We start from the raw sequence: 25007 nt of genomic DNA, 5'->3' as shown, positions 1-25007 counted from the left end.
TGATATCGACGCGCGCGGCAAATGCAACAACCTGCCGCATTTCTCCGTCCGAGTAGATCGGGATATTGCTGATCTCGAGCAGATGAGTCTTCGCGATGCGATCTCCGAACAGGAGCACTGCCTGCTGTGGATCACAACGTTTAGACGTCCAGATCAGGCCATGTGCGTCCGGTCTGCTTTGGTGAACAGCCGATGCCCACTGAGCAGTGATGTAATAGTCAGTGGCCGTTGTATCGATGAGGTCTGCCCTGCGGATGCCTCATTTGGCGAGATCAGGTGCGAACAGGGGTATCAGAACAAGATCACGCTTCAGCTCGATGACCGAATGGGCAAGCGGCTTAATATTGTTGGCGCCAACAGTTTTGTTCCGCTCGTCGATCGGCACATCGTGAAAGATCGTCTCATGAACCGCGCATTCGGAGTCGGTCGCGAGATATTGCGTTGGGATAGGATCGCTGCCCAGGAATAACGGCGCAAACCGGCTGGGACGGCCCTTGCCGGGATTAAAAGAGCGGCTTCCGAAACGCCGATCATGAACTCTGTGAAGTCTCGTCCCGCCTTGATCTCGTGTGAGTTCGAGGCGGGGAAGGGGAGAGGGAGGGAGGTGAGGAAATCATCCGGCGATATTTTCCAGCTGATGGGCTGCCGCCGACACCACCACGTTGCCGTCTTTCAGGGCATCGACCGGCGCTTGCCGGCAAGCCACCTATTCGGGGAGATAAACCAGAATGCCAATTGCCAGCCGGACTTTTTCTCACCAAGCAGGGCGAGCACTCTGGCAACGGTTTCAATCGGCTGCCCTTCCTCAAACTCGAAGGCCGGGAAATACTCGGCGCCGCCATGCCTGATCGAGAAGACCTTGGCCTCCATCTTCCACCGCGAGGCGGTCATGCTCTTGTTCTTGGAACCATGTCCGGCCACTTCCGCCAGATCCTTGCTGGTAAAGCTTGGCCACTCCCCAAAAAACACGCTCTCGCCTTCGCATTGCTGTCATACAGCAGCCTCTCGACGTCGGCATTGGGAGACGGGCGCATATAGACCGAAACCAGCGCGTCGATCGCGTCAGCGGTCAGTTTGCTTTGCCGGGCTTCGACGATCGCCGGCACATACTCGATGATATCGCGAATGGTGTCTCGCACGACTTGATTTGGTGTGTGTCGACCAGAACGACCATCATGTCATCGACATCGGTTCCCGGCATCGAGTGCATCGCACTTGCCATCGCCTTGCGCAGTTTCGCGCCGATGGAAGACGCACGCTGTTTTTCTACCGATTTACGTTTCAGCGGCGCCCACCCACATCTGATGTTTTCTCGTGCGAAGCAGAGTCCATCTCGATACTACGGGATGTTTCGCTTAACTAGCGCTATAACTCTATCACCGGAGGGTTGTTTTCAAGTGCGCTCCCATTTGGGTCGGCAGAGGGCGAACGTCACAGCAAAAAATAGGGTCACTGGTTAATCAGGGCCCTGTAAGATGTGAAAGTCAATAACCTCCAGAGGGGAACAGCTGACACGATGGCACTGGGAGAGGCCATCAAGTGCATCAGCTACGTCCAAAATGCCCGCGGCAGGGGCATTTTCACCGATTTTCTTCTGAACGAAGACTGTCAACCTTTAGCATAGATCGCGACGCCTGCCCCTCACCGACTTCGCGAGAGGCCTGATTTGTACGAGAGGCCGCTTTTCCCCTGAGAATAGCTGCCATGGATGCCGGTATTTCGAAGAGATTTGATTCGCGTCAATATCGGATTGTGGCGCAAAAAAGTTAGTTTATCCGCGAAGTTGTAATCAGCTTTCGAACGTACTCAGCTTTTTCAGGAGGTCTTCGGATATCTCGAACTGGCGCGCGGTCCCCCGACCCATGGAATTCGTTCCCATGGTTTCATTCAGCATGCCCCGCTTGACGAGAAGATCGACAGTCTCCTTTGCGCCGCTCCGCGTCAGTGCAGTAATTTCAACAATATTGGAAAGGGTTAGCTTCTGGTGAGCCTGGCTCATCGTGTAAAGGATCGTCATCATGCCGATCTCCTTTAGCCGCGCCTGTGGCGTTTCGTCTTCCAGTGGATGATCGAGAATCTCGTGGAGGATCAGTCCGGAGAAGGCGAGGTTGTGCAATTGTGTCTTGAGCGCTCTTGTCATGTTATTTAACTGTGTTATATAAGTTATTAAAATTGCGTTGCGCTCCTGCCGGACATTGTTGCCGTAGCGCGCTGTCGTTGTTCCGAAGGGGCAAGTCCATGAAAAACCTTCTGCTGAATAGTCTGCTGTCTGTTTCCTTGATGCTGCCATCCTATCTGATTTCCGGCAGCAATGCGCGTGCTGATGATTGGGGATGCCAGGTAATCCTGTGCCTTTCCAATCCCGGCGGACCGACCCAGTATACCGAATGCAGGCCCCCGATCCAGAAACTCTGGCGCGCACTTGCCAAGGGTCATTCGTTTCCAACCTGCAGCGGCGTAGGGTTTCACAGTTCCCGGCCCGGCTATGAGCCATATTATTGCGATGAGGGCTATCGGCTTTCAGGCAGTTACGGTCCGCGCGATGAACAGGCGACCTGCGTTTCAACCTCGCTTCAGCGTGTGAGCCCTTCGCTTTGCTCTTTCAGCCGTGACAATGATGGCAGCAACTCCGGCTCGGTCCTGTCTGCACGGTGGCAGGGCCAGGATGGCCAGCTTCAGTGCATGGGTTACCCGATCACGCGTCCGAACGTCCGATCGCAGCCGCACTATATCGATGTCACTATTGATGGCGTCGGCAAGCAGCGTGTCTGGTACTGAGCATGGGCGCCACATTGGTCGATATGGCGCAGATTTGTGCGCCAATGGTCCAGGTGGAAACGCTGGCCGCCGTCGTCAGCCTGGAGAGCCGGTTCATTCCTTTCAATATCCGCATCAGTAGCGGCATGCCGCTTCCCGCGCAGCCCGCCAGTAAGGCCGAGGCGATTGAGGTGGCGACGTCCCTGATCGCTGAGCATCAGGACATCCAGATCGGACTCGGCGGTATCGGCGTGGAGGAACTTCGAAAGTTAAACCTCTCCGTTTCCGACGCCTTCGACCCGTGCCTGAACCTCAAGGCGACAGCCACGCTTCTCGATGGCTATTACCGTCTTGCACTGCGTTTTGGCGCTAATCCGCAGCGCGCCGAGACGGTGATGCTCCAGTCCTGGTACGGGCGGGACGACCCTTCGGTCGGCGAGATGGTCCGGTATGACGAGCAGGTGCGCAACGAGGTGAGGCGCCTCTCTCCGAAGATCGCGTCGCTCGGGATCGGCGGACCGGTTGGGCCAATGACTCGCGAGGACGCCACCGAGGAGCAGGCTCAAAACCAACCGGCATTGCCAGTCGCCAAACAAGTCACGCAGACCGAAGAAACCGCATCATGGAACGTGTTCCGTTCCAGACGGCACTCTTCTGTTCTCATTTTCCAGCATGACCCATCGGAGCAGAGTGAATGATCTCCAGAACCAGCCTTCGTCCCTATGCCGCCGCCACGCTCATGGCCGTCGTTATTGTCGCTTGCTTCGTCGAACCGGCCTTTGCCCAATCCGCCGGCATCGAAACCGTGCTGCAGAACATCGTCACCATGCTCACCGGCAATATCGCCCGCCTGCTGGCGATCATCGCCGTGATCATCATCTGCATCGCCTGGATGTTCGGCTACATGGATCTGAGAAAGGCCGGTTTCTGGATCATCGGTATCGGCGGTATTTTCGGGGCGACCGAGCTGGTCAACACCATCGTCGGCAGCTGACCATCAATGGCGCGCGCTCCCGTCCTCGAGGAAGACACGCTGTTCCTGGCATGTACCCGGCCGGCCATGATTGCCGGCGTGACCATGGAAGCGATGGGCATCAACATCATGCTGACCACCGTCCTCTATATTACCGCGGGATCGATCGCGTACGCCCTTGTCGGCGTCATCTTCCATCTCGTGTTCCGGGCGCTCGTCAAGCACGACCACAACATGTTCCGCATCCTGCTTGCCTGGGTCGGGACCCGTGGCCGCTCGCGCAACGCGGCCTATTGGGGCGGCGCGACACTCTCGCCGTTGAAGCTAATCCGGCGCTACGACGAAAGGGATCTGAGCTTTGCCTAGCCTTGCGACGTTACGGTCCCGCGAACTCGGGCCGGAGACCTTCATCCCCTATGTGCGCCATGTCGATGAGACCACTATCGCGCTCGATTCCCGCGCGCTGATGACCGTGCTCGTACTCGAAGGTGTTTCCTTCGAAACCGCCGATGTTCTGGATCTCAACGGGCTGCACCGCAGCCTCAACACGCTCTATCGCAATATTGCCGACGAGCGGTTGGCGCTCTGGACGCATGTCATCCGCCGGCGCGACAACGACTATCCTGAAGGGCACTTCGCCAATCGTTTTTCCGATGGTCTCAATGCCAGATACCGCGAGCGGATGGTGCGCGAGGATCTGTTCCGCAACGATCTCTATCTCACCCTTGTCTGGTCTCCGAGCCGCGATCCCGCCGAAAAGGCAGCCAATCTCCTTTCCCGTCTGCGCAAAGCGCGCCGGTCCGGCATGGAGCTGGACGAAGCGGCACTCAAGCACCTGCAGGACAAGGTTATCGACGTCGCTGCCGGGCTGAAGCGCTTCGCCCCTCGTGTTCTGTCTCTCAATGAGCGCGACGGGATCCTGTTCTCCGAGCCGAACGAGTTTCTTCATCAACTTGTCGGCGGGCGGCGTGAACCCGTGCCCCTGACGGAGGGGCGGATTTCATCGGCGATCTATTCGGACCGGGTGATCTTTGGCCGGGAGACCGTCGAGATCCGCCATGAGGCGGAAACCCGTTATGCCGGCATGTTCGGCTTCAAGGAATATCCTGCAACCACGCGCAGTGGCATGCTCGACGGTATCCTGACCGCCCCGTTCGAACTCGTCCTGACGCAATCCTTCGCCTTTACCTCGAAGGCGGACGCCCGCACGATCATGGGCCGCAAACAGAACCAGATGGTCAGCGCGGCCGACAAGGCCGCCTCGCAGATCGAGGAGCTCGGCGAGGCGATGGACGATCTCGAATCCAACCGCTTTGTGATGGGCGAGCACCACCTCGGCCTTGCCGTCTTTGCCCCGACCGTCAAGGAACTGACCGACCATATGGCGAAGGCACGTGCGCATCTGACCAGCGGCGGCGCGGTTGTCGCCCGCGAGGATCTCGGGCTCGAGGCTGCCTGGTGGGCGCAACTGCCGGGCAATCTCCGCTATCGCGCGCGCTCGGGTGCGATTACGTCCCGCAACTTTGCGGCATTTTCTCCCTATCATTCCTACCCGACCGGCCAGAAGGACGGCAATGAATGGGGGCCGGCGGTCGCCATGGTGAAAACCGCTTCCGGCTCACCGTTTTATTTCAGTTTCCATCACAGCGATCTCGGCAACACCTTTGTCTGCGGCCCATCGGGCGCCGGCAAGACGGTGCTCCTCAACTTCATGCTCTCACAGCTCGAGAAGCATGATCCGCATATGGTCTTCTTCGACAAGGACCGGGGCGCCGACCTGTTCGTTCGCGCCGCCGGCGGCACCTATCTGCCGCTCAGGAACGGCGTGCCGACCGGCTGCGCGCCGCTGAAGGCGCTTGATCTGACGCCAGAGAACAGGATATTTCTCACGCGCTGGATCGGCAAGCTGGCGGGAGCGGCGACACGGGAACTGAATGTCAGCGAGCTGCGCGATATCGCCTCAGCCGTTGACGGTCTGGCGGACCTTCCCGTCGAGCGCCGCTCCATCGGCGCCCTGCGCACCTTCCTCAACAATACCGATCCAGAGGGCATCGCCTCGCGCCTGCGGCGCTGGGAAAGGGGAGGGCCACTCGGCTGGGTCTTCGACAACGATCTGGATGATATCGGGATCGGCGCCAGGTTCATCGGCTATGACATGACCGACTTCCTCGACAATGAGGAGATTCGCACGCCGCTTATGGCCTATTTGTTCTACCGTATCGAGCAGCTGATCGATGGACGCCGCATCATCATCGTTATCGATGAGTTCTGGAAGGCGCTGCAGGACGAGGGTTTCCGCGATCTCGCCCAGAACAAGCTCAAGACGATCCGCAAGCAAAACGGTCTCATGCTGTTTGCAACCCAGAGCCCGCGCGACGCCATCGTCTCACCGATCGCCCACACGATCATCGAACAATGCCCGACACAAATCTTCCTGCCCAATCCGCGCGGCGACCACGCCGACTATGTCAACGGCTTCAAGCTAACCGAGCGCGAATTCGAATTGATTTCCCGCGAGCTTTCGCTCGAAAGCCGGCGCTTCATCGTCAAGCAGGGCCACAACAGCGTGGTTGCCGAGCTCAATCTCAACGGTTTCGACGACGAGCTGGCGATCCTGTCGGGCCGGACAGTGAATGTGGAACTGGCGGACGCCATCCGCGCCGAACTCGGCGAAGAACGCGGGGACTGGTTGACCGTGTTCCAGCAAAGAAGGAGGACATCATGATCCACAACGGCAGGACAAGGTTCTTCCTGGCGATGGCCACGCTATTGGCGTCAGCCGGTCTCGCTGATGCCCAGGGTATTCCGGTCAACGACCAGTTGGCGATCGCCAAGCAGATCGAGAGCATCGCTCAGCTCAAGTCCCAGCTCGATGCGCTGAACCAGCAGATTGCGCAGGCGCAGCAGCTTTACGGCTCGCTGAACAAGATCACCAACATGGCCGATGTCGCCAGCCTGCTCAACGATTCCTCGATCCGCAAGGCGCTCCCGCAAAACTTCAATGCCATCGAAAGCCTGTTCAAGGGATCCGGGAGCGGCGTGTTCGGCGACTCCGCTTCTAAATTTCTCGAAGGCAATTCCACCTACCGCACCCATGCCAACGACTTTTACGCGCAGGAACTCTCACGCGTCCAGAACAAGAACGCCGGACAATTAAGTCTCGGCCAGCAGATCTATGACGCCGCCACCAAGCGCATCGACGGCATCGATGAACTTCGTCAGAAGATTTCCAGTGCTGCCGATGCCAAGGATATCGCCGATCTGCAGGCCCGTCTGCAGGCTGAAACCGCCTTCCTGCAAACCGATGTCCTTCGCATGCAGGGCCTGCAGATGGTCCAGCAGGCGCAGGTGCAGGTCGACGAGCAACGCAAGGCCGAAGACTGGCGCCAGCGCATGGACACCATGGGAGCGGCGCTCAAATGAAATGGTTGGTGTTTGGAGCGATACTGCTTCCGTTATCGGCCTGCTCTCCTGAAGAGAAGGTCTACACCGTCGATAAACTGGTCGCCGACGAGGTCTTGCTGACGAAGATCATCGGCGAGTGCCGAAACAATCCCGGTGAGCTACGCGATACCGCCAATTGCCGCAATGCCGAAGCCGCCGATGGCAGGCTCCGCCTTGAACGCATGCGCAAGTCGCTCGGAGGCTGAGCCATGTATGAGGTGTTCAGTTTCGTCGACGGTCAGTTCAAGACGCCGCTCGAAAACTTCATTTCCACCGGCACCTCGAACATCGCCAGCTGGGTCAGCGGCCCGCTGACGGCCGCGCTCACCCTCTATGTCGTCCTCTATGGCTATCTCGTGCTGCGCGGCTCGGTGCAGGAGCCGATCCTCGAATTCGCCTTCCGGGCGATGAAGCTCGCCATCATCGTCATGCTGGTGCGCAACGCCAGCGACTACCAGACCTACGTCACCAACATCTTTTTCGACACCCTGCCAAAGGAAATATCGCAGGCGCTGAACTCAGGGACCGCGCCGAGCGCCTCTACCTTCGACAGCCTGCTGGATAAGGGCCAGAAATGCGCCTACGAAATATGGTCACGTGCCTCCTGGCCGGTTGATATCGTCACCGGCGTCGGCGGCATGCTGGTGATCGGCGCGAGCTTCCTTGTTGCCGCGATCGGCTACATCGTCTCGCTCTATGCCCGTCTGGCGCTGGCGATCATCCTGGCGATCGGGCCGATCTTCATCGCGCTTGCCATGTTTCAGTCGACGCGCAGGTTCACTGAATCCTGGATCGGTCAGCTTGCGAACTTCGTCATCCTGCAGGTGCTGGTCGTGGCGATCGGCTCGCTGCTGATCACCTGCATCGACACGACCTTTACCGCAATCGAGGGCTATAGCGACGTCCTGATGCGGCCGATCGCACTCTGCGCCATCTGCATCGCCGCTCTCTATGTCTTCTACCAACTACCCGGCATTGCCTCGGCGCTCGCCGCCGGCGGCGCATCGCTGACCTACGGTTATGGCGCGGCGCGGGACGCGCATGAAAGCACGCTCGCCTGGGCAGCCTCGCACACGGTCAGGGCGGCCGGCCGCGGAACACGCGCCGTTGGCCGCCGGTTGACTGCGAACCGGGCGGAATGACCGCCTCGATATCAAGGACATTGGACAGGTTATTTTTAGATGATCCGCATCCTCTTGCCACTATTGCTGAGCGCCAGCCTTTCCGGTTGCGCCTCGATTTCCTACCCGCTGCCCAAATGTGATGGCTATTCCAGACGTCCGCTGAACCGCTCCATGTGGCAGTGGGAGGATAAGGGGAAGCTGCAGAAGCCTGGCAGCGAGAACGCTCAGAACCCGGTAAGCCGTGGGGTGCCTTACGCCGAAGAACTGGCCTCCGTGACGCCGGCAGCGTTTGCACATTTCGATGTCGCAGGCTCCTACCGGCCATGCGAGGGCAACTGAGATGGCGAACACCGACAACCTCAAGAGCTATTTCGACAGGGCGCGTCGCTTCGATCAGGATCGGCTGATCCAGGTCGAGCGTTCTGCCCGCATCGCCTGGTTTGTCGCGATCGCGGCCAGCATCCTTGCTGTCGTCTCCGTCTTTGCGATCGCCGGGCTTACGCCTCTGAAGACGGTCGAGCCGTTCGTCGTGCGGGTCGACAATTCGACCGGGATCGTCGACGTCGTCTCCGCGTTGACCTCGACCGCCGGTACCTATGACGAGGCCGTCACGAAATATTTCGCGGCCAGATATGTGCGCGCCCGCGAAGGCTATGTCTGGAGCGAGGGGGAGGAGAACTTTCGGACGGTAGCGCTTTTGTCGACCCAGCCGGAACAGACCCGCTTTGCGGTGGCCTACCGTGGCAGCAATCCGGATTCACCGCAGAATATCTATGGCCGGAGCGCGACCTCGCGGATCAACATCGTTTCGATCTCGCTCATCAACGCCAATGTGGCTTCCGTTCGATACATGCGCACCGTCACGCGCGGTGACGACCTGCGCACCACGCATTGGGTGGCGACGCTTACCTTCTCCTATGTCAACGCTCCGATGTCTTCCACCGACCGGCTGGTCAATCCTCTGGGCTTCGTCGTCAGCGAATATCGCGCCGATCCGGAGGCCATCAATTGAGACAGAGATTTCTATCCGTTCTAGTCCTGATCGTCGGTTTTTCCTCGACAGCGTCGGCCCTGGAGATCCCGCGCGGTGCGTCGCAGGACAGCCGCGTCCGCTTCATCGACTACCAGCCCTACAACATCACGCGAGTCGTCGGCACGCTGCGTTCATCGGTGCAGGTGGAGTTCGCCGCCGACGAGGAGATCGCCCATGTCGCGCTCGGCAACAGCGTCGCGTGGGAGGTGGCGCCTGCCGGCAATATCCTGTTCCTCAAGCCGCGTGAAAACCAGCCGGTGACCAACATCTCCGTCGTAACGACCAGACGGGACGGTTCGACGCGTAGCTACCAGATGGAGTTGACGGTCCGGGATGGCAGCGTTGAGGCCGGGCAGAACACTTATTTCTATGTGAAATACCGCTATCCGGCCGATGAAGCGAAGCGCCGGAGAGAGGTCGCAGCCGCTCGCGCCCAAGCCGCGCAGGCCGGCGAAGCCGATCGCGTTCTCTCCCTTCACGAGGCCTATGGACCCCGCAACTGGCGGTATTCCGCTCAAGGTGCGCAAGCGCTCGAACCGCAGGCCGTCTACGACAATGGCAAGGTCACGACCTTTGTCTTTGTCGGCAATCAGGAAATGCCGGCGATCTACATGGAGAATTCAGATGGCAGCGAAAGCCTGGTTCCAAAATCCGTCGACGGCAATCTGGTGCTGGTCCACGCAATCAGCCGCAAATTCATTCTGCGGCGGGGCGGAGATGTCCTTTGCATCTTCAACGAGGCCTACGATCGCGTCGGCATCAATCCCGAGACGAATACGACGTCACCGTCGGTCGAGCGCGTTGTCAAGACCGCCCCCGGCACGACGCAATAGGAGGTGTCATGGCTGACGAGGAAATCACCCAGATCCCCGGCGAACGCGCTGAAACATCGACCGGCCGGCGGATCGACAACAACCCTATCCTCAAGCGGGGCGCGGTCGCCGTGGCCATCGTTGCTTTTGTTGCCTTTGCCCTCTGGTCGATGCGCGGAAACAACAAGCCGGCGGATGGCGTGCAGCCGGAGCGTGTGGTCATCCGCCAGACATCGGATTTCGAGCCGGCAAAGGAGCCGGTTCAGCCAGTGACAACGCCGGCTGAAGTCCAGCTTCCGACACCCGTCATCGCCGAGAAAGCGCCCACCGACGACGACAAGCTGCTCGATGCTGCGCGCCGCGCGCCCGTGATGGCCTATGGTGCGGAAAAGACGCCGACCGCCAGGCGGCAGCAGGATGATGCCAGTACCGATCTCAACTCGAATTATGTCCCGCTCGCAAACACACCGGGCAGCTTTGCGGGGCAGGGGGAAAACGAGGATCAGCGCTTCAACCGTATGCTGACCCCGGCGCAATTGCAGGGATCGCGCGCCGGCACGCTCGGCAACCGCGATTTCATCGTCGCCATGGGAACCTCCATCCCTTGTGTGCTCGAGACGGCGCTTTCTTCCGATCAGCCGGGATTCACCAGTTGCGTCATCAATCGCGATGTTCTGTCCGACAACGGCCGCGTCGTGCTGATGGAAAAGGGCACGCAGGTCGTCGGCGAATATCGTGGTGGACTGCGCCGAGGACAAAAACGTCTGTTTGTCCTCTGGAACCGCGCGAAAACGCCAAAGGGCGTGATCATTACGCTCGCATCGCCAGCGACAGACGCTTTGGGCCGCGCCGGCATGGACGGCTACGTCGACACGCATTGGTGGGAACGGTTCGGCAGCGCCATCCTGCTGTCGATCGTTGGCGATGTGACATCCTATGCCAACAGCCAGTTGCGCGATAGCGACGTCGATGCACAGAACACCACCAGCGCCGGTCAGCAGGCCGCGGCGATTGCCGTTGAACAATCGATCAATATTCCGCCGACCTTGATGAAACATCAGGGAGGGCTGGTCTCGATCTTCGTGGCGCGCGATCTCGATTTTTCCAGCGTCTACCGGCTGCGCGTGACCGAACCGTACAACCGCGTCTATGACCGCGCCGTTCTCGGCGACTTTGCCCCGGACTCGAAGCTTGTTACGAAGTAGGTGCTACGATGACTGAAGCCGCAGATTCCGGTGTTGTGCGTGAATTGCTGCTGCCGCTCTCGCCGTTCCTTCGCGACAAGGCGCTCTATGAAGTCATTGTCAACAGGCCCGGCAAGGTCGTGACCGAAGGAGCGAACGGATGGCAGGTCCACGATATACCGGAACTTGCCTATGACCGGCTGATGCGCCTTGCTCGGGCGGTAGCGAGCTATTCCAATCAATCGATCGATGAAACCCGGCCGATCCTGTCGGCAACCCTGCCCGACGACGAGCGAATCCAGATCGTGATCCCGCCTGCGACGACCAGGGGAACCGTCAGCGTCACCATCCGCAAACCGTCCTCGGTGTCGCTCGGCCTTGACGATCTTGACCAGGGGGGACTGTTCGCCGGGGTGGTCCGCACACAAGAGAATAGCGGGCAGCCGGACCAACGATTGTTGGAACTTCATCGTGCCGGCGCTCACAAGCAGTTCCTTCGGGAAGCAGTGCTGGCGCGGAAAAACATCATCATTTCCGGGGCCACTGGGTCGGGCAAGACGACGCTGTCCAAGGCGTTGATCCAGTATATTCCGGATACTGAACGTATCATTTCTATCGAGGATACGCCGGAACTGATCATCCCGCAGCCCAACCACGTCCGTCTCTTCTATTCGAAGGGTGGCCAGGGGACCGCGAAGATCGGCGCCAAGGACCTTCTCGAATCCTGCCTGCGGATGCGCCCGGACCGGATCCTGCTGCAGGAGCTTCGAGACGGAACGGCGTTTTACTATATTCGCAACGTGAATTCCGGGCATCCCGGCTCGATAACCACAGTCCATGCCGACTCTGCGCGCCTTGCCTTCGAGCAATTAACCTTGTTGGTGAAAGAGTCGGAAGGTGGTGGCGACCTCGAACGGTACGACATACGCGAAATGCTGACGATCGCGATCGATATCATCGTCCAGTGCAAACGGATCGATGGACGGTTTCGGGTGACCGAGATCTATTTTCGTGATGCCGAAGAGACCTAACCAGCACCTCAACTATGCAAATTATGTTCTTGTATCAGCCGTTCTTCTAGCGCAGGTTCAAATCCTGCCCCCGCAACCAGTTCCAGCATAATTCGCTCGTCGTTGCGATTTGATAAGATAAAGGCCGCCGAAGGGCGGCTTTCGCGTTCGGGAGGCCGGGGGCGGAGCGCAAGGTCAGGCAATCCTCGAGAATCCTATGGGCCGGTTTAACCCGACGCCCGTGCGTAGTGCGAGGCAGGCCGCGACGAAAAGCGTTCCTGCGGTATCCAACCCGCGCATGGGAGATTGATCGACCGTCGCCAAAGCGGCTCCGCCCTCGACCCAACGGCATTGTCACGACAACATAACCGCCTCGCCCTCGGCATGGCGTTAGGATTTTTGCATCTTCCCACTTGAAAAAGGACATGGGAGGATTCCGCCCCCTCCCGCAAACGGCGCCACATACGCGAAATGCTGACGATCGCGATCGATATCATCGTCCAGTGCAAACGGATCGATGGACGGTTTCGGGTGACCGAGATATATTTTCGTGACGCGCTTGTGTCCCACGCTGGGGTTGATCAGAGGGCACCGATATAGTCTCATTCACGTGTCGTTTGGCGTTGCAGCACCCCGAGAATGGCGTCACCGATGCTGAATTGTCGCGCTTTACCTCGCACCAGGCATTTTTCCCCATAGGCTATCCCACAAAAGACCGTTGAGGCCGCCAAGCCAAGCCGGATTGTTCTAAGTTGTCATAGTTGACAAAGTTGCTTCAAATAGCCATCTTCTCTTCAGGAGAACCGCCATGGCCCAGAAGACCCAGTCCAAGACGTCGAAAACCAGCGCTAAGACCCCGAACGGCATCATGACAATGTTTGTTCTTGATGCGAACCCTTTCGAGGAGGTTGCCGGATTCCAGTTGCCCGCGGGCGCACGGCTTGCCGTCGTGACCTCGAAACCGGAAATGGCGAGCTCTATCGCCCGGACCGTCGGAAAGCGCTTTCGCGGCAATAGCATGGTCGTTCGAAGAGCGCGCCAGCTTGCCAAGGCCAAAGAAAGCGCCGAGACGACCAGCACGGTCAACAAGGCGGCTTTCGAGCCGGACGCACGCAGCCTGGCGGTGCTTCAGGGCGTTCGGATTGCACAGAACGATCTGAAGGCAGCGGGCGGTGCCTACGATCTGGAGCAGGTCAGAATGCTCCTGCATGGGGTCTCCCGTCAGGCTGTCGACAAGCGTGTGCAAGAAGGAAGTTTGCTCGCCGTCCCCGGCCCAAGCAACAGGCGCTGCTACCCGACGCTTCAGTTCAACCGAAACGGTAGTGTGGTGGCAGGTCTCAAGGAGGTACAGGATGCGCTTCCCGTTGAAAGCCCCTGGGCTGTGCTAAATTTCCTCGCGCGGCCGGATGATCGTCTGGATGGGCGCAAGCCGATCGACCTTCTGCGAGAAGGGAGCCTTTCGTTGGTTCTCGAAGCGGCGAACCGCTATGGTGAGCAGGGCGCGTGACCGTCCCATTTTCACCGTTAGACCTGCATGGCCGTCGTCCAAATATCGTTTCACTCCCCGCAGGGAGTGAAACCCATCGATTCTACACGGCTATATACGAACCCATCTTCTTTGACCAATCTAGCACCGGCCGCTTTAACGCTCCCGATGGCTCTTACGGCGTGCTCTATGTCGCGAAGCTCGTCAACGGAGCGTTTGCCGAGACGTTCTTGCGCTCGCCAGGAAACACGCTGATCGACGGTGGCTTTTTGAAACGCAAGGGATATGTCCGGCTTAAAACTGTGTCGTCGCTGAAGCTGATCGATCTGACCGGTCCGGTCCTTGCGATTGTTGGAGCGACGGCGGAAATCCCGCATTCGGGGCTTCCCTATTATGCGGCTCAAGCCTGGTCAAAGGCGCTGTTCGATCATCCTGTTGGGGCAGATGGAATTGCCTATCATGCGCGCCACGATGATACAGAGATTTGCTATGCGATCTTCGATCGCGCGGGACCAGCTATCGTAGAAACAGCCCGCGAACTGGATCTCGACCAGGATTGGTTCTGGGAGACCGGTGCTCGATATGCGGTCGGTCTAGCACCATAGACCAATATCTCGAATTCATTCGACAGCGAATGGGAAAACTGCGCTTTGTGCTCGTCTGCTTTCGGAGACGATGGGAGCAAGATGATCGCTGTTGTCGCGGCGTGCCCCCCAGCCCAAGACTTATGACATTGGTCCTGAAACTCCCACGCCGGCTTGATCCCCACTCGTGCCATTGGTGCGAAGGGCTGGGAGCGGGGGAAATTGTGGCTGGGGCGAGAGAGCTGGAGAGAAATGGCGGGCCAACTCGCCAGGTCTTGGACACGAGAACAGCCCAACAGTCCTCGGCGCGCTGCTTTATTGCAACAGCGCGGATTCTCGCAAGACCATCCTGTCTATCGATTTTTGGTTCTTGCCGGACGTTTTGTCAGCGTCGGCGTCACCGGTCTTGCCATTCAATTGCTTGTGGGGTTTTTGATAAACAAGTTTTCGGGCCGGTGAATCGAGGAAGGATGGAAAGGTACTTCAGCGACATCAATACCGGTCGTTGAGCATCGACGTATGATGATATTTCGTAAGGAGAGGTGATATTTTATCATGCCGGAATTAACGCGCGCCAGGCTCTACAATCTTGTCTGGACCAAACCGCTGAGAACAATCGCTCAGGAATACGGCCTTGACCCGATCCATTTGGCCAAGGCCTGTGACGCCTATGACGTAGCCCGGCCTCCGGCGGGTTATTGGCAGAAGATGGAGCACGGCAAGTCTGTTCAGAGGCCGCCACTCTCAAATAGGACGTTTGGCCCCGAAGATATCCCGGAATTGAAACAACGAAATGTCAAGAACGACAAAAAGTGATGAGATGAAACGGTTCTCTCAAACACGTCACCGATAACGCAGAGCACAGCGGCATAGAAATGACCGCCGCCAAGGTCTGTCGGCCTCCAGCTTGAACCCAATCGGGCATTGATAAGAATGACGCCGAACTGGTGGTTACGGTGCTTCGGGGCGCCCATATAGGCTTTCCGGTGAAATGCTCTTCCAAACCAGGGACGCACTTGCCACAATCCCTGAGTTCACCCTTCGGTTCGGCGTACCGGTAGAATGACGCGCTTGATCGAGCTTCTTGCAAAGATCAAAACGGACGTATCACATTGCGCCATGACCCTCTCTGGCCGCCTGACTGGTCCTTTGCGGGGCCGGTGATGCAGCAGATGCCCGCGGAAAGCGGTAAGTGTGACGGATGCGGCCGGAGGGAGAGGGGGGAAGGGGAGTTCGTGGCGGATTGTGGTTGTCGGAGAAGGCTCCGGCCGATCCGCCACGGAGAAACGATATGGCACAGGCCATCCAGAAAATTACGCTCAATGCCGGGCGAGATATCCCGTTCAACAAGCTCGTTTTAAGCCAGCAGAACGTTCGCAAGATCAAGGCGGGCGTTTCGATCGAGGAGCTCGCCGAAGACATCGCTCATCGCGGACTGCTGACCAGCCTCAACGTCCGCGCCGAGACCGATGCCGACGGCAACGAGACCGGAATTTACCGCATCCCGGCCGGCGGTCGCCGTTATCGCGCGCTGGAACTGCTGGTCAGCCAGAAGAAGCTGTCGAAGACGGCTGCTGTTCCATGCATCGTCAGTAAAGGCGAAACGCCCGAAGTCGAGGACTCGCTTGCAGAAAACATCAAGCGTGTCGACCTTCATCCGCTGGACGAGTTCCGGGCGATCAAGACACTGCGCGAACAGGGGCTCGACGAGGAGGAGATCGCCGCACGCCTCCACATCTCGGTTGCAACGGTGAAGCAGCGTTTGCGGCTGGCGTCGGTCTCGCCGCGGCTTCTGGAGCTCTACGCGAATGACGAGATGAAGCTCGGCCAGGTCATGGCGTTTTCGATCACCAATGACCACGCTCGGCAGGAACAGGTTTGGGATACGGTCTCAAGGTCGTATAGTCAGGATGCCAACTACATCCGTCGCATGTTGACAGAAACTGCGGTCCGGGCCTCCGATCGCCGCGCCACCTATGTCGGCATCGACGTCTACGAGTCTGCCGGTGGCGTGGTCATGCGCGACCTGTTTGAACCGGACAATGGTGGATGGTTGCAGGATCCGGCGCTGCTCGAGCAACTCGTGATCGAAAGGCTGACCGCATACGCGGAAGCGCTCAGGGTCGAAGAAGGCTGGAAGTGGGTCGAAGCGGCGTTCGACTTTTCTTACGGTCACGCCTCCGGCCTTCGCCGTTTCTACGGCAAACAGGCGGAATACACCGAGGAAGAACTCGCCCGTCATGATGCCCTGAAGACGGAATACGACAAGCTTGACGCCGAATATGCCGAGACGGAAGACTATTCCGAAGAAACCGAGGCCCGACTTGAGGAACTTGGCAATGAACTGGATACGTTGAACGACCGGCCCTATGTCTTCGATCCGGACGACGTCGCGCGCGGCGGCGCCTTCATCTCGCTCGCTGTCAACGGCGAATTGAAGATCGAACGCGGTTTCGTCCGGCCCGAGGATGAGCCGGTTGTCGAGGCGGATGGCGGTGACGGCGATAGCCTTGGCGGACACGATACCATTTCGGGGTCTGCGAATGGTGGCGTCTCGATTAACGGCAAGCCTGCCGGCGTCGAGGAGCCGGAAGACGATGATGGCAAGCTTCGCCCGCTTTCCGATCGTGTGGTCGAAGATCTTACGGCCGCTCGCACTGTTGCCCTTCGCAATGCGCTGGCGAACGACCCGGTGATGGCCTTCATAGCCGCTCTCCATGTCGCGGTCCTCAAGATCTTCTACAGATACGGGGCAGACTCGTGCCTGGAGATCACGCTGCAGCATACCACATTCGGCCAGACTCAGGGGCTTGTGGACACGGTGTGGGCGAAGGAGATCGAACAGCGACAGGAATCCTGGGGCCACGATCTCCCCGCGAACGCCGACGAGGTCTGGGACTATCTGATCACGCTCGATGAAACCAGCCGCATGGCGCTGTTTGCCCATTGCGTCTCACTGTCGGTGAATACCACGGTTCAGGCGTGGAACCGGCGGACCAAGGAAAACGTCCATGCACGACAGCTTGCCGGTTCGCTCGGCTTCGGCATGGTGGAAGCGGGTTGGACGCCGACCGTCGACAACTACCTCGGGCGTGTGACCAAGGCGCATATCCTGCAGGCTGTCCGCGAAGCGAAGGGCGAACAGTCAGTGCAACTCATCGATCACCTGAAGAAGCCGGACATGGCGCGCGAGGCTGCCCGGCTGCTGGAGGGCAGCGGATGGCTCCCTGAAGTGCTGCGGCGTCCGGTCACCGAACCCATGGAGGTTGCCGAGGTCGATGTGACGGCGACGGATGACGTTGGCGAAGCCAGTGCCGTCGAAAATACTGACGTCGATCTGCCGGCCTTCCTGACCGAAGGCGAAGATGTGGAGGAAGTGTCCACCGATCCGGTCAGCGACGACGGCGAGCATCTGGAAGCTGCAGAATAACCGCGTGCGGATCACCAACATATAGCCCTGGGCCCGGTTATCACGCCGGGCCCCTTCTATTTTTCTGGACATTGGAGACAAGCATGTCCGTCATGAATATCTTTGAGCATGCGCAATTTGGCGAGCTGTTTCGATACCGCGACTTTGTCCCGCAGCCCCCTGCGAATGACGTGGAGGCATTCGGTGCGAGCAGCTTTCTGATCTACCCCGCGGATGACAGGCAGGATGCCGAGCGCTGGCTTGAGGAGAGCCGGTACATCAATGCGCGCTTGGAGGACGTCGGTGCCGATGAGATATGCGCGGATCATGTCGAGGGGCGGGCCGCATGATGCGCAATGGTATCCACGAGGAAATCGAGCGGATCGCTGATGAAGCGGGGTGGGAAAGTTTCACGCTCCTACTGCTGATCAGCCGTTGGGCCGAAGAGAAGGATTTGTTGCGAAGCCTTCTCGAATACCTTGCCGGTCTTGCGGCCGAAGAGGAAGACGAGAACGAGGCAGAGTGATCTGACGGTGGTTTTGCCGCCCCCTTTCATCATCCTGCCAATAACCCGGCTCCGGGAGGAGACCGGGCTATTTGTTTTGCCCGACCGTCATTGCCAAACGTCTGCATCTCCCCTGCTACACGGCTGGCAGGCCGGTGGCCGCAGTTGGCCTGAAGGGGAAGAGGGCGGTCGCGAGAGGGGCGAACCGGGTGTCAGAGAGGGCTGCCCGGCCTGAAACCATTCGCCTCTCTGGAGAACGATCGATGTCAGAATTCGAAACCAACTCCCAAACCGCCACCATCGTTCCTGACGAGCGCCGCCTGGAATTCCTCCCCATCCTGTTCGGGCGCTCGCTGCTAATCATCGGGGAGAACACCGTTTACAGTCTTATGGAAAGGCTGAGTCCCCTCGATTACCACGGCGGGTTCTGGGACTTCTATGAGCATGAGGGCAAGCCGCTGTTTCTGGCGCCGCGATCCAGATCGCGTTTTCGGATCACGGGTGAGATTACCGGGTTTCAGGGGGAGGTTTCTGCGGAAGCGGCGGGGATTATCGCCACGCTTTTTGCTTTCTCGCATCTCTCGTTCCGGCACCCGTCGGACCACCTCTCGGAAGGTTACGGTCGCCTCTACGTCTATTCGGTCGAGCATCCCGAAGTCTCCGAGATTTTTCAGGCGATCGACTGATGTGCGATGTCTGCCCGCCTCGGTTGACGCGGCTATCCAGCAATCTGAGTGGATCGATCCGGACGGTGTGCCGCCCGGACGAGCCATCCCGCAATCCGAAAAGGTCGAAGCCGATGACGACACTGGAAAGCCACACATTCGTGACCATCTCGACAGGGCATGTGAGTGCCGCAACCGCAAAGATGCTCGACAGAAAACCCTGTGCGGAATGGCCCTGCGTTGGAGGGAGCTATGCCGACTATGGCTGGTTCTTCTACGCCCATGACGAAAACGCCGGCGAAGGGGACCAGCAGATTCCCGACGATCTCTTTGCCGTCATGACATAGGCGCGTCAAAAGGGGTTCAGCTATGTCCTGCTCGACCGCGATGCTGAACAGGTCGATGACCTGCCTTGGCACGATTGGTGACACCGGTGTGTCGGCGCCCGGGCTATTCAGCGCAGCAACTGCCGTTCGAGAAAGGACTGCGTGTTGTGCCGACCATCGGCGACGCAATCGCCGATCACATCCTCTCCGATGGTGCGATAGATCATCCGCCAGGGCTTGTGATGCGGAGACCGGTCAATTCCTTCGGAACATTCCCCCGGGTGGGTAAATCTTCCAGCCCCAGACAAGCTTCCTCGGTTTCGACGAGAATCCGTTCAGCGGTCTGGATGCCACCGCGGCTGGCAGGCAAGCGGTAGCGATCGTCGAGATCCTGTTCCGCGTCATCAATAAACAGCTCTTCATACGGCATCAGGCATCGGGCTTCGCCAGGCGCGCACGAAGGCGCGCGAACGTTTCTTTCGCGGAGCGAACCTTCCCGTTCTCGACCTGCTTGTTCGTCAACGCCAGCACCTTCAAAAGCGCCAGCGTTTCCTGCATTTCTTCATATTGCGTGATGTGCTGAAGTACCGCTTTCGCTTCGCCGTGCACTGTGATCACCACTGGCTGCCGGTCATCAACGAGCTGGCGAATAACTTTCGGAGCATGCGCCTTGAGGTAGCCGATAGGCTTTACCTGTTCCGACAGTTTCATCGATGCGATCTCCCTTTGACCAGAATATATAGGCCGTCAAATGCCCGCCCGGAAGCGATGATTGCCAAGTCGCAAAAGGAGGAGGCGGGCTGTTTGCGGAGTGGCGGTTGCCGGAGGGCCAGAGAGAGGGCTTTCGCAATCGCTTGCATCGCGGTGCCAGCCCGACGGTGATGTCACCCATTCTTCCCCCACCAGCCCGGTTGGCCGCCAGAGCGGCCAACCGGGCTCTTTCGTTTCAGGAGACTTCATCATGAACACTATGATTTCCAGTCCCTCTCGGACCCAACGACCGGCGTTGTCCGGTTTCAAGGTCGACATCTCCCGCGGCGAGCGCATTGGGCGCGTATCGTCAGAATGGTTCTCGCGTCCGGACGACGAGCGCTATCTGTCGCTTTCCGATCTTCATCGCGCGGTCAGCGCCAGAACCGAGCAAGCGCGTGTACGCACCGTCGAGACCGCCGATATCCGCGTCGAGGCGACTTGCGACAATGCCGAGCGCTTGTCCCTGATCGTCCCCGGCGGGCGTGAACCGCTGGCGCCGACACATTGGAGCTACGGGCAGCTTTGCAGCCTGGTCGGCGCGCCCGCAAGCTACATGCGCCAACTGCCCGCGCCACTCGCCGCGATCAATCTTCAGCATGGGCTCCTCAACCACAATGCCGAAATGGTGAAGACCCTGGAGATGGACGACGGCCGCCTCGAACTGTGGGCGGTCACCGGTCCCGAATACGGCCGGATCTGGGACAAGGATCTGGTCGCCGCGATCATGGACATTGCCGGCAATGGGACGGGCGACACCATCTGGAAAGTCCCTGGCCTGCTCGACTGGTCGACCATGATCCACAATCCCTTTGTCGATATCACGAAGGATACGACCACGCTTTATGCAAGCGACCGCGACATCTTCGTCTTTCTGTGCGACGACGCCCACCCGATCGAAGCAGGCCGTCTGCCGAACGGTGAACCCGATCTCTATTTCCGGGGCTTCTATGCCTGGAACTCCGAGGTGGGAAGCAAAACCCTTGGAATTGCGAGCTTTTACCTGCGGGCAGTGTGTGCCAACAGGAATTTGTGGGGCACCGAAAATTTTGAGGAAATCACCATCCGCCACTCGAAATTCGCTGCACAGCGCTTCGCCCACGAGGCCGCTCCGGCACTGACAAACTTCGCAAACTCCTCGCCGGCACCTTTCATCGCCGGCATTCGGGCCGCCCGTGAACGTATCGTTGCCCGCAATGATGAGGATCGGCAGACATTCCTGCGCCGCCGGGGTTTCGCCAAGGCCGAAACGGGCAAGATCATCGAGACGGTTTTGTCCGAGGAGGGCAGGCCGCCCGAGAGCATTTTTGACTTTGTGCAAGGCATTACCGCGCTGGCGCGGGGAAAGTCCCACCAGGACACCCGGCTCGAACTCGAAGGCAAGGCGAAGAAACTGCTCGAAAGCGCCAACTGATCACGGTGATCCAACGGAATCTTCATCCATCCCTTTCATCGCCTGGCCGTCGCGCCGGGCTTTCTGTTCTGGAGAACCGAAATGACAGATTTTTCATTCCACGCGGAGGTCGCGGCAGAAGCCATCGAAAAAGTCGGCCGCCTGTTCAACGCCACGATTGACGATATTCTGGGCGAGTTGCTGCAAAACGCACGGCGCGGCGGCGCGACAAAGATGATGATCGACCAGATTGACGATCCGCGTTTCGGCAAAGCCGTGCGCATCGCTGACAACGGCGCCGGTCTCGAAGATCCTCGGTCGCTCTTCTCCCTGGGACACAGCGGCTGGTCCGAAACCCTTTCCCGATCAGAAGATGCGGCCGGCATGGGGTTCTTTGCCCTTGCCAATCGAGGCGCCACGATCATCGCCCGGCGGAAGGGCTCCTCGGGCTCGTGGCTCGTCCAGGCGACTGCAGACGCCTTTCATGGCAGGCAACCCGTCAACGTCGGGTCTGGGCCGCAAGATCATCTGGGCGTGACCGTTATCTTTCCCGAAACAGGAAACGAGAACGTCGCTGGGGCCGTCCAGCATGCGGCCCGCTTTTATCCCATCCCGGTGGAATTCAACGGCGCGGCCGTCATCCGGATCGATGACCGCAAGGTTTCCTTCGAAGGGATGCCGTGCGCTGATGATACCGCCGCGGGATCTGACCCTGACCTCGCGGGTTAACAGCGACGGTCGCATCAGCATTCCGCATTTTCTCAAAAGGACCCGGCCATCGCGCCGGGTTTTGACGTTCATGGAAAGGAACTGTCATGACCACTCTGGAAGCCAGAATTTATACCTATCCGCCTATCCCGCTCGCCGACATCAGCCCGCTCGAAATGCTGATCCTCACCAATGTGCTCGAATGCAGCGAGACAGACACGGGCCTTGTGCTCTTCACCGATTTCGGGTCGACCAATCCGATCCGCGTCGCGCGTAGCGAACTGATCGACGCATTTCGCGCCTCGGCGCAATTTGCCAAGGAGCCGGTCAATGTCTTCATCGCCAGCCGTGTCCTCGCCCTTCTGCCGGCCGGCGGAAACGCGGTCGAGGAGGATGTGATGATCGACGTCGATCTCGGCGAGTTCCCATGGCAGTTCGTCGTCCAGGGTATCGTGGTGCGATCGGCGGATTTGGGCGAGGTCACGGTGATTCAATGGACGAACCATCCCTTGCAACGCCCCGAATCATACGGCGCCGGCGTTTCGCTGATTACCGCCAGGGCCATCCATCATGCGAGCAGCGAAGATCTTCTCGCCCGCTTCAGGCTCCAGGATCAGGTGCTTCCGTCTGCTGCCTCGCCATCGGCCCCTTCGGAGAGCAACAGCGCCTTGGCCGGTATTGCTGCAAGCGATCCGTTCACGGTGAAGGAGTTTGAGGCGGCGCTCTGCATCTGGGAGGCCATGCTGTATTTCCGCGGGCTTCATCAGGACGGGCGGCCGGTCCCGGACACGATCGTCCGCATGTCGCAAATCTGGGATGCCGTTGGATGGCAGGCCATGCGGTCCCATGTTCGCGCGCTCGTGCCCTTCGCACTCGACGTCTATGACGGCCTGTTCGAGGACTTTGAGGAAGAAGGGTTCACCTTCGATTTCGACTTTGCGCCGGCCTTCGTCGAGGCGCTGCACTGGTCCGACGAAGGAGCCTACCGCGAGGGCGAACGGCAAGAGTTTCTCGAAGACGTGATGGTGGCCGTGAGGCGCCATCGGCAAGATGTCGTCGCGCAAAACGCATCCGGCTTCAATCCGGACCTTGGCCGGGCTGGCTTGTGAGGACGAACGAATGTGGTTCTGTTCCAGGCAACCATCGAGATTCTTGTCGATGTTGATCATGAGGCCGAAGCCTGTGACTGCGTCGCTGAGACTTTACGCAAGCTGCTTGCCGAAACTGATCTATGACGTCAGGCGCTGAGATCGGGGATGTTCAGGGGCGCGCCAGCGTCCGACGGCTGCTCGGCCGTGCTTGCGTCAATCACGCCAGCCATTTCATTGGCGGCGACCTGATTGCTTGCCGCTTTCAGGTCGATTGCGCCCCAGATCGAGTTTGGTTGCGTGGATTGGCGACGCCGGTTCTTGAACTCGACGACAAACGGCTTTTTCTCTGGCTTCATGGTGTTCCGGCTGACTGTAGCGGATGAATTTCTCCGTAACAGGTGCTCTTATTCGCCGTGTCCTGTCAACGGCCGGTGGCGCAGAACCCGGATCAAGGGAGCGGGGGTATTTCGCCGTCCGCCACACGCCAGACCCACGGACTGATCTCCGGGCGCATTTCGATCATGTCGGCGAGCGCACGTTCATAGTCGTCGCCGGCGCCTGGAGGGACGATGAACATTGCGACGGGTGCCGGCTTCTGCTCGGGCATGATCACCGACACGATCGGCGCATCGCGCGGCAGGTTGAAACGCAGCCCTTTGACGGTCTTCCGCTTCAGGTGACCGAGCTTCTCCAGCAGCCTGAGTTCGTGAATGTCCTCGAACGGCAGCCAGTGATCGTTGACCACCATCAGTGCGACCTCTTCGACGGATGCGATGCCGGCGGCGGAAATGCCGAAGGTGGCGATGACGATCAGATGGAACGTCTCGCTCGATCGCCACAGTTCGAGTTCGGTCTCATAACGCGCCGCCAGTCGCCGCCATGCTCCGTCCTCGATCATCAGTGGGAACGGTGTGTGTCGCACGACGATTTTCTGGCCTTCGCGCGCCGGGGAAAATTCCTTCACTTCGGCTACGATCATCATCAACTTCCGCGGCCCGGACTTCGTCGCCTGCACGCCCTTGAGCGCCGCCGCGCGTCGGGCCGCGATGCCATCCTTGTCCTCCGGCTGGAATACTTCCGGCACGTAGAGCACGTCGATAAGAGGGGCACCTCTCGCCGACATCTGTGAGGCGGCATTGATGAGACTGGAGCGAACCCGGCCCCAGCCGCGCCTGCCTTTCCAGGTTGAACGCCATTCCGTCAATTCGCCAGCTTCCCAGAGATAGTGAAGCATCGCCCTGAGCGACAGCTTTCGAGCCTCACTGCGGATGCCGGCCTCTGATGATTCTGCCGGTGCACCTGGCGCAGCACGCGGTCCCCGTTTCGTCAGCGAAAAATCCAGTTTCAGGTCGGTCTTGCCGCTGGCGTCGACCTGGATCGCATTGCCGATCAGCGGGCCAAGGCCGGAAAGCTCGTAGGGCGGCTCAAAGGAGGGGCATGCAGGATCATGGTCTCGCCCCGATAGCGGCATCCGCTTGATGAGATACTGGTCCTCGACGCGGGCGATGTACATTGGCACGGACGGATTTTTGCACATGCACATTGGTCGCAAATGCTGCTCGTAGGCTTGCGCGAGAAAACCCTGCAATTCAGGACCGGTTTCCTCGATGACATGATCTCCGATTGCGAATTTCCGCATCCCTGCTCTCCTATGTCTGTCGGCGAAACTATCCGACCATTGACCATTTTACTATTTTAAAACAGTCAGTAAAATAGGAGTGCCATTGCTACTCGCGTAGTGAGAAGCCTATTC

The 25007-nt window shown here is 59.1% G+C and carries 28 protein-coding genes and 3 pseudogenes; 24 read left to right on the top strand and 7 right to left on the bottom strand.

All coding sequences use genetic code 11. The features are described 5' to 3' along the window. Positions 1–259 precede the first annotated feature (259 nt). The 3 genes and pseudogenes from AGR7B_RS26570 to AGR7B_RS24330 form a co-directional block, all read right to left on the bottom strand. Positions 260–490 (bottom strand): annotated as a pseudogene (locus AGR7B_RS26570) (RES domain-containing protein); the annotation flags it as partial. Between the two features lie 182 nt (positions 491–672). Next, positions 673–891, bottom strand: a complete 219-nt coding sequence (locus AGR7B_RS24335; protein WP_162934263.1) for a hypothetical protein — start codon at positions 889–891, stop codon at positions 673–675. A gap of 898 nt (positions 892–1789) precedes the next feature. Further along, positions 1790–2140, bottom strand: a complete 351-nt coding sequence (locus AGR7B_RS24330; protein ID WP_080855390.1) for a MarR family transcriptional regulator — start codon at positions 2138–2140, stop codon at positions 1790–1792. Positions 2141–2238: 98 nt separating this feature from the next. Here AGR7B_RS24330 and AGR7B_RS24325 point away from each other — a divergent pair, with 98 nt between their 5' ends. From AGR7B_RS24325 to AGR7B_RS26600, 21 genes and pseudogenes are all read left to right on the top strand, one after another. Next, complete coding sequence (locus AGR7B_RS24325) at positions 2239–2778, top strand: hypothetical protein (RefSeq protein WP_080858326.1); 540 nt, start codon at positions 2239–2241, stop codon at positions 2776–2778. A gap of 2 nt (positions 2779–2780) precedes the next feature. Further along, positions 2781–3455: a lytic transglycosylase domain-containing protein gene (locus tag AGR7B_RS24320; protein ID WP_080858325.1), complete on the top strand. Its 675-nt coding sequence runs from the start codon at positions 2781–2783 to the stop codon at positions 3453–3455. Further along, positions 3452–3751, top strand: a complete 300-nt coding sequence (locus tag AGR7B_RS24315) for a TrbC/VirB2 family protein (RefSeq protein WP_080858324.1) — start codon at positions 3452–3454, stop codon at positions 3749–3751. Before AGR7B_RS24320 ends, AGR7B_RS24315 begins: the two co-directional genes overlap by 4 nt. 6 nt (positions 3752–3757) lie before the next feature. Next, on the top strand, positions 3758–4096 hold the full coding sequence (locus AGR7B_RS24310) for a VirB3 family type IV secretion system protein (RefSeq protein ID WP_080858323.1): 339 nt from the start codon (positions 3758–3760) through the stop codon (positions 4094–4096). Further along, complete coding sequence (locus tag AGR7B_RS24305) at positions 4089–6455, top strand: VirB4 family type IV secretion/conjugal transfer ATPase (protein ID WP_080858322.1); 2367 nt, start codon at positions 4089–4091, stop codon at positions 6453–6455. Before AGR7B_RS24310 ends, AGR7B_RS24305 begins: the two co-directional genes overlap by 8 nt. Positions 6456–6487: 32 nt before the next feature. After that, positions 6488–7153, top strand: coding sequence for a P-type DNA transfer protein VirB5 (gene virB5 / locus AGR7B_RS24300; RefSeq protein ID WP_121490475.1), 666 nt, complete (start codon positions 6488–6490; stop codon positions 7151–7153). Next, entirely contained in the window at positions 7150–7380 is a 231-nt protein-coding gene (locus AGR7B_RS24295; protein WP_080858320.1) for an EexN family lipoprotein, read from the top strand. The genes virB5 and AGR7B_RS24295 overlap by 4 nt, the downstream gene beginning before the upstream one ends. A gap of 3 nt (positions 7381–7383) precedes the next feature. Further along, a complete protein-coding gene (locus tag AGR7B_RS24290; RefSeq protein ID WP_080858319.1) occupies positions 7384–8316 on the top strand; it encodes a TrbL/VirB6 family protein in 933 nt (310 codons plus the stop codon). Between the two features lie 39 nt (positions 8317–8355). Then, positions 8356–8637, top strand: coding sequence for a hypothetical protein (locus tag AGR7B_RS24285; RefSeq protein ID WP_080858318.1), 282 nt, complete (start codon positions 8356–8358; stop codon positions 8635–8637). Position 8638: 1 nt separating this feature from the next. Beyond that, positions 8639–9310: a VirB8 family type IV secretion system protein gene (locus tag AGR7B_RS24280; RefSeq protein WP_080858317.1), complete on the top strand. Its 672-nt coding sequence runs from the start codon at positions 8639–8641 to the stop codon at positions 9308–9310. Continuing rightward, positions 9307–10164 (top strand): P-type conjugative transfer protein VirB9, encoded by an 858-nt coding sequence (virB9, locus tag AGR7B_RS24275; RefSeq protein WP_080858316.1) that lies wholly within the window; start codon positions 9307–9309, stop codon positions 10162–10164. The genes AGR7B_RS24280 and virB9 overlap by 4 nt, the downstream gene beginning before the upstream one ends. A gap of 8 nt (positions 10165–10172) precedes the next feature. Continuing rightward, positions 10173–11348 carry a type IV secretion system protein VirB10 gene (gene virB10, locus AGR7B_RS24270; protein ID WP_080858315.1) on the top strand — a complete coding sequence of 392 codons (1176 nt, stop codon included), beginning with the start codon at positions 10173–10175 and terminating at the stop codon, positions 11346–11348. A gap of 8 nt (positions 11349–11356) precedes the next feature. Beyond that, positions 11357–12358: a P-type DNA transfer ATPase VirB11 gene (gene virB11, locus AGR7B_RS24265; protein WP_080858314.1), complete on the top strand. Its 1002-nt coding sequence runs from the start codon at positions 11357–11359 to the stop codon at positions 12356–12358. A gap of 787 nt (positions 12359–13145) precedes the next feature. Further along, positions 13146–13844, top strand: coding sequence for a hypothetical protein (locus AGR7B_RS24260; protein WP_245317764.1), 699 nt, complete (start codon positions 13146–13148; stop codon positions 13842–13844). Next, positions 13841–14428: an RES family NAD+ phosphorylase gene (locus AGR7B_RS24255; RefSeq protein ID WP_080858313.1), complete on the top strand. Its 588-nt coding sequence runs from the start codon at positions 13841–13843 to the stop codon at positions 14426–14428. Before AGR7B_RS24260 ends, AGR7B_RS24255 begins: the two co-directional genes overlap by 4 nt. A 534-nt stretch (positions 14429–14962) precedes the next feature. Continuing rightward, positions 14963–15223: a hypothetical protein gene (locus AGR7B_RS24250; RefSeq protein ID WP_080855036.1), complete on the top strand. Its 261-nt coding sequence runs from the start codon at positions 14963–14965 to the stop codon at positions 15221–15223. A 475-nt stretch (positions 15224–15698) separates the two neighbouring features. Beyond that, positions 15699–17837 (top strand): ParB/RepB/Spo0J family partition protein, encoded by a 2139-nt coding sequence (locus tag AGR7B_RS24245; RefSeq protein ID WP_080858312.1) that lies wholly within the window; start codon positions 15699–15701, stop codon positions 17835–17837. Positions 17838–17920: 83 nt separating this feature from the next. Beyond that, positions 17921–18166, top strand: a complete 246-nt coding sequence (locus AGR7B_RS24240; protein ID WP_080858311.1) for a hypothetical protein — start codon at positions 17921–17923, stop codon at positions 18164–18166. Continuing rightward, entirely contained in the window at positions 18163–18342 is a 180-nt protein-coding gene (locus tag AGR7B_RS24235) for a hypothetical protein (RefSeq protein WP_080858310.1), read from the top strand. Before AGR7B_RS24240 ends, AGR7B_RS24235 begins: the two co-directional genes overlap by 4 nt. A gap of 242 nt (positions 18343–18584) precedes the next feature. Then, complete coding sequence (locus tag AGR7B_RS24230; RefSeq protein WP_080858309.1) at positions 18585–19007, top strand: antirestriction protein; 423 nt, start codon at positions 18585–18587, stop codon at positions 19005–19007. Beyond that, positions 19007–19414: pseudogene (locus AGR7B_RS26600) on the top strand (DUF5983 family protein). The gene AGR7B_RS24230 and the pseudogene AGR7B_RS26600 overlap by 1 nt, the downstream one beginning before the upstream one ends. 26 nt (positions 19415–19440) lie before the next feature. Here AGR7B_RS26600 and AGR7B_RS24220 read toward each other — a convergent pair. After that, a pseudogene (locus AGR7B_RS24220) lies at positions 19441–19742 on the bottom strand (type II toxin-antitoxin system RelE/ParE family toxin). Continuing rightward, on the bottom strand, positions 19742–20023 hold the full coding sequence (locus tag AGR7B_RS24215) for a type II toxin-antitoxin system Phd/YefM family antitoxin (RefSeq protein WP_080858308.1): 282 nt from the start codon (positions 20021–20023) through the stop codon (positions 19742–19744). The pseudogene AGR7B_RS24220 and the gene AGR7B_RS24215 overlap by 1 nt, the downstream one beginning before the upstream one ends. 250 nt (positions 20024–20273) lie before the next feature. Between AGR7B_RS24215 and AGR7B_RS24210 the strand changes: the two genes are divergently transcribed. From AGR7B_RS24210 to AGR7B_RS24200, 3 genes are all read left to right on the top strand, one after another. Beyond that, positions 20274–21476, top strand: coding sequence for a DUF932 domain-containing protein (locus tag AGR7B_RS24210; RefSeq protein ID WP_080858307.1), 1203 nt, complete (start codon positions 20274–20276; stop codon positions 21474–21476). Positions 21477–21557: 81 nt separating this feature from the next. Further along, positions 21558–22184, top strand: coding sequence for a hypothetical protein (locus AGR7B_RS24205; protein ID WP_080858306.1), 627 nt, complete (start codon positions 21558–21560; stop codon positions 22182–22184). 86 nt (positions 22185–22270) lie between these two features. Continuing rightward, positions 22271–23272, top strand: a complete 1002-nt coding sequence (locus AGR7B_RS24200; RefSeq protein WP_080858305.1) for a hypothetical protein — start codon at positions 22271–22273, stop codon at positions 23270–23272. A 128-nt stretch (positions 23273–23400) separates the two neighbouring features. Here the strand turns inward: AGR7B_RS24200 and AGR7B_RS24195 are convergent, their stop codons facing one another. Beyond that, complete coding sequence (locus tag AGR7B_RS24195) at positions 23401–23610, bottom strand: hypothetical protein (RefSeq protein ID WP_080858304.1); 210 nt, start codon at positions 23608–23610, stop codon at positions 23401–23403. Positions 23611–23702: 92 nt separating this feature from the next. After that, positions 23703–24893 carry a DUF1173 domain-containing protein gene (locus AGR7B_RS24190; protein WP_080858303.1) on the bottom strand — a complete coding sequence of 397 codons (1191 nt, stop codon included), beginning with the start codon at positions 24891–24893 and terminating at the stop codon, positions 23703–23705. Between the last annotated feature and the right edge of the window lie 114 nt (positions 24894–25007).

It is taken from the genome of Agrobacterium deltaense RV3 (assembly GCF_900013505.1).
Taxonomy (GTDB): domain Bacteria; phylum Pseudomonadota; class Alphaproteobacteria; order Rhizobiales; family Rhizobiaceae; genus Agrobacterium; species Agrobacterium leguminum.
The sequence above is the reverse complement of the archived record's forward strand: the minus strand, read 5'-3'. Positions and strand labels throughout refer to the sequence as shown.

Coding starts and splice junctions, on each gene's coding strand:
- AGR7B_RS24230 (WP_080858309.1), top strand. CDS start 18,585: ATGTCAGAATTCGAAACCAACTCCCAAACCGCCACCATCGTTCCTGAC.
- AGR7B_RS24320 (WP_080858325.1), top strand. CDS start 2,781: ATGGGCGCCACATTGGTCGATATGGCGCAGATTTGTGCGCCAATGGTC.
- AGR7B_RS24245 (WP_080858312.1), top strand. CDS start 15,699: ATGGCACAGGCCATCCAGAAAATTACGCTCAATGCCGGGCGAGATATC.
- virB10 (WP_080858315.1), top strand. CDS start 10,173: ATGGCTGACGAGGAAATCACCCAGATCCCCGGCGAACGCGCTGAAACA.
- AGR7B_RS24315 (WP_080858324.1), top strand. CDS start 3,452: ATGATCTCCAGAACCAGCCTTCGTCCCTATGCCGCCGCCACGCTCATG.
- AGR7B_RS24285 (WP_080858318.1), top strand. CDS start 8,356: ATGATCCGCATCCTCTTGCCACTATTGCTGAGCGCCAGCCTTTCCGGT.
- AGR7B_RS24200 (WP_080858305.1), top strand. CDS start 22,271: ATGACCACTCTGGAAGCCAGAATTTATACCTATCCGCCTATCCCGCTC.
- virB5 (WP_121490475.1), top strand. CDS start 6,488: ATGGCCACGCTATTGGCGTCAGCCGGTCTCGCTGATGCCCAGGGTATT.
- AGR7B_RS24330 (WP_080855390.1), bottom strand. CDS start 2,140: ATGACAAGAGCGCTCAAGACACAATTGCACAACCTCGCCTTCTCCGGA.
- AGR7B_RS24235 (WP_080858310.1), top strand. CDS start 18,163: ATGATGCGCAATGGTATCCACGAGGAAATCGAGCGGATCGCTGATGAA.
- AGR7B_RS24280 (WP_080858317.1), top strand. CDS start 8,639: ATGGCGAACACCGACAACCTCAAGAGCTATTTCGACAGGGCGCGTCGC.
- AGR7B_RS24295 (WP_080858320.1), top strand. CDS start 7,150: ATGAAATGGTTGGTGTTTGGAGCGATACTGCTTCCGTTATCGGCCTGC.
- AGR7B_RS24290 (WP_080858319.1), top strand. CDS start 7,384: ATGTATGAGGTGTTCAGTTTCGTCGACGGTCAGTTCAAGACGCCGCTC.
- AGR7B_RS24250 (WP_080855036.1), top strand. CDS start 14,963: ATGCCGGAATTAACGCGCGCCAGGCTCTACAATCTTGTCTGGACCAAA.
- AGR7B_RS24215 (WP_080858308.1), bottom strand. CDS start 20,023: ATGAAACTGTCGGAACAGGTAAAGCCTATCGGCTACCTCAAGGCGCAT.
- AGR7B_RS24310 (WP_080858323.1), top strand. CDS start 3,758: ATGGCGCGCGCTCCCGTCCTCGAGGAAGACACGCTGTTCCTGGCATGT.
- AGR7B_RS24240 (WP_080858311.1), top strand. CDS start 17,921: ATGTCCGTCATGAATATCTTTGAGCATGCGCAATTTGGCGAGCTGTTT.
- AGR7B_RS24195 (WP_080858304.1), bottom strand. CDS start 23,610: ATGAAGCCAGAGAAAAAGCCGTTTGTCGTCGAGTTCAAGAACCGGCGT.
- AGR7B_RS24210 (WP_080858307.1), top strand. CDS start 20,274: ATGAACACTATGATTTCCAGTCCCTCTCGGACCCAACGACCGGCGTTG.
- virB11 (WP_080858314.1), top strand. CDS start 11,357: ATGACTGAAGCCGCAGATTCCGGTGTTGTGCGTGAATTGCTGCTGCCG.
- AGR7B_RS24335 (WP_162934263.1), bottom strand. CDS start 891: ATGACCGCCTCGCGGTGGAAGATGGAGGCCAAGGTCTTCTCGATCAGG.
- AGR7B_RS24205 (WP_080858306.1), top strand. CDS start 21,558: ATGACAGATTTTTCATTCCACGCGGAGGTCGCGGCAGAAGCCATCGAA.
- AGR7B_RS24190 (WP_080858303.1), bottom strand. CDS start 24,893: ATGCGGAAATTCGCAATCGGAGATCATGTCATCGAGGAAACCGGTCCT.
- AGR7B_RS24325 (WP_080858326.1), top strand. CDS start 2,239: ATGAAAAACCTTCTGCTGAATAGTCTGCTGTCTGTTTCCTTGATGCTG.
- AGR7B_RS24260 (WP_245317764.1), top strand. CDS start 13,146: ATGGCCCAGAAGACCCAGTCCAAGACGTCGAAAACCAGCGCTAAGACC.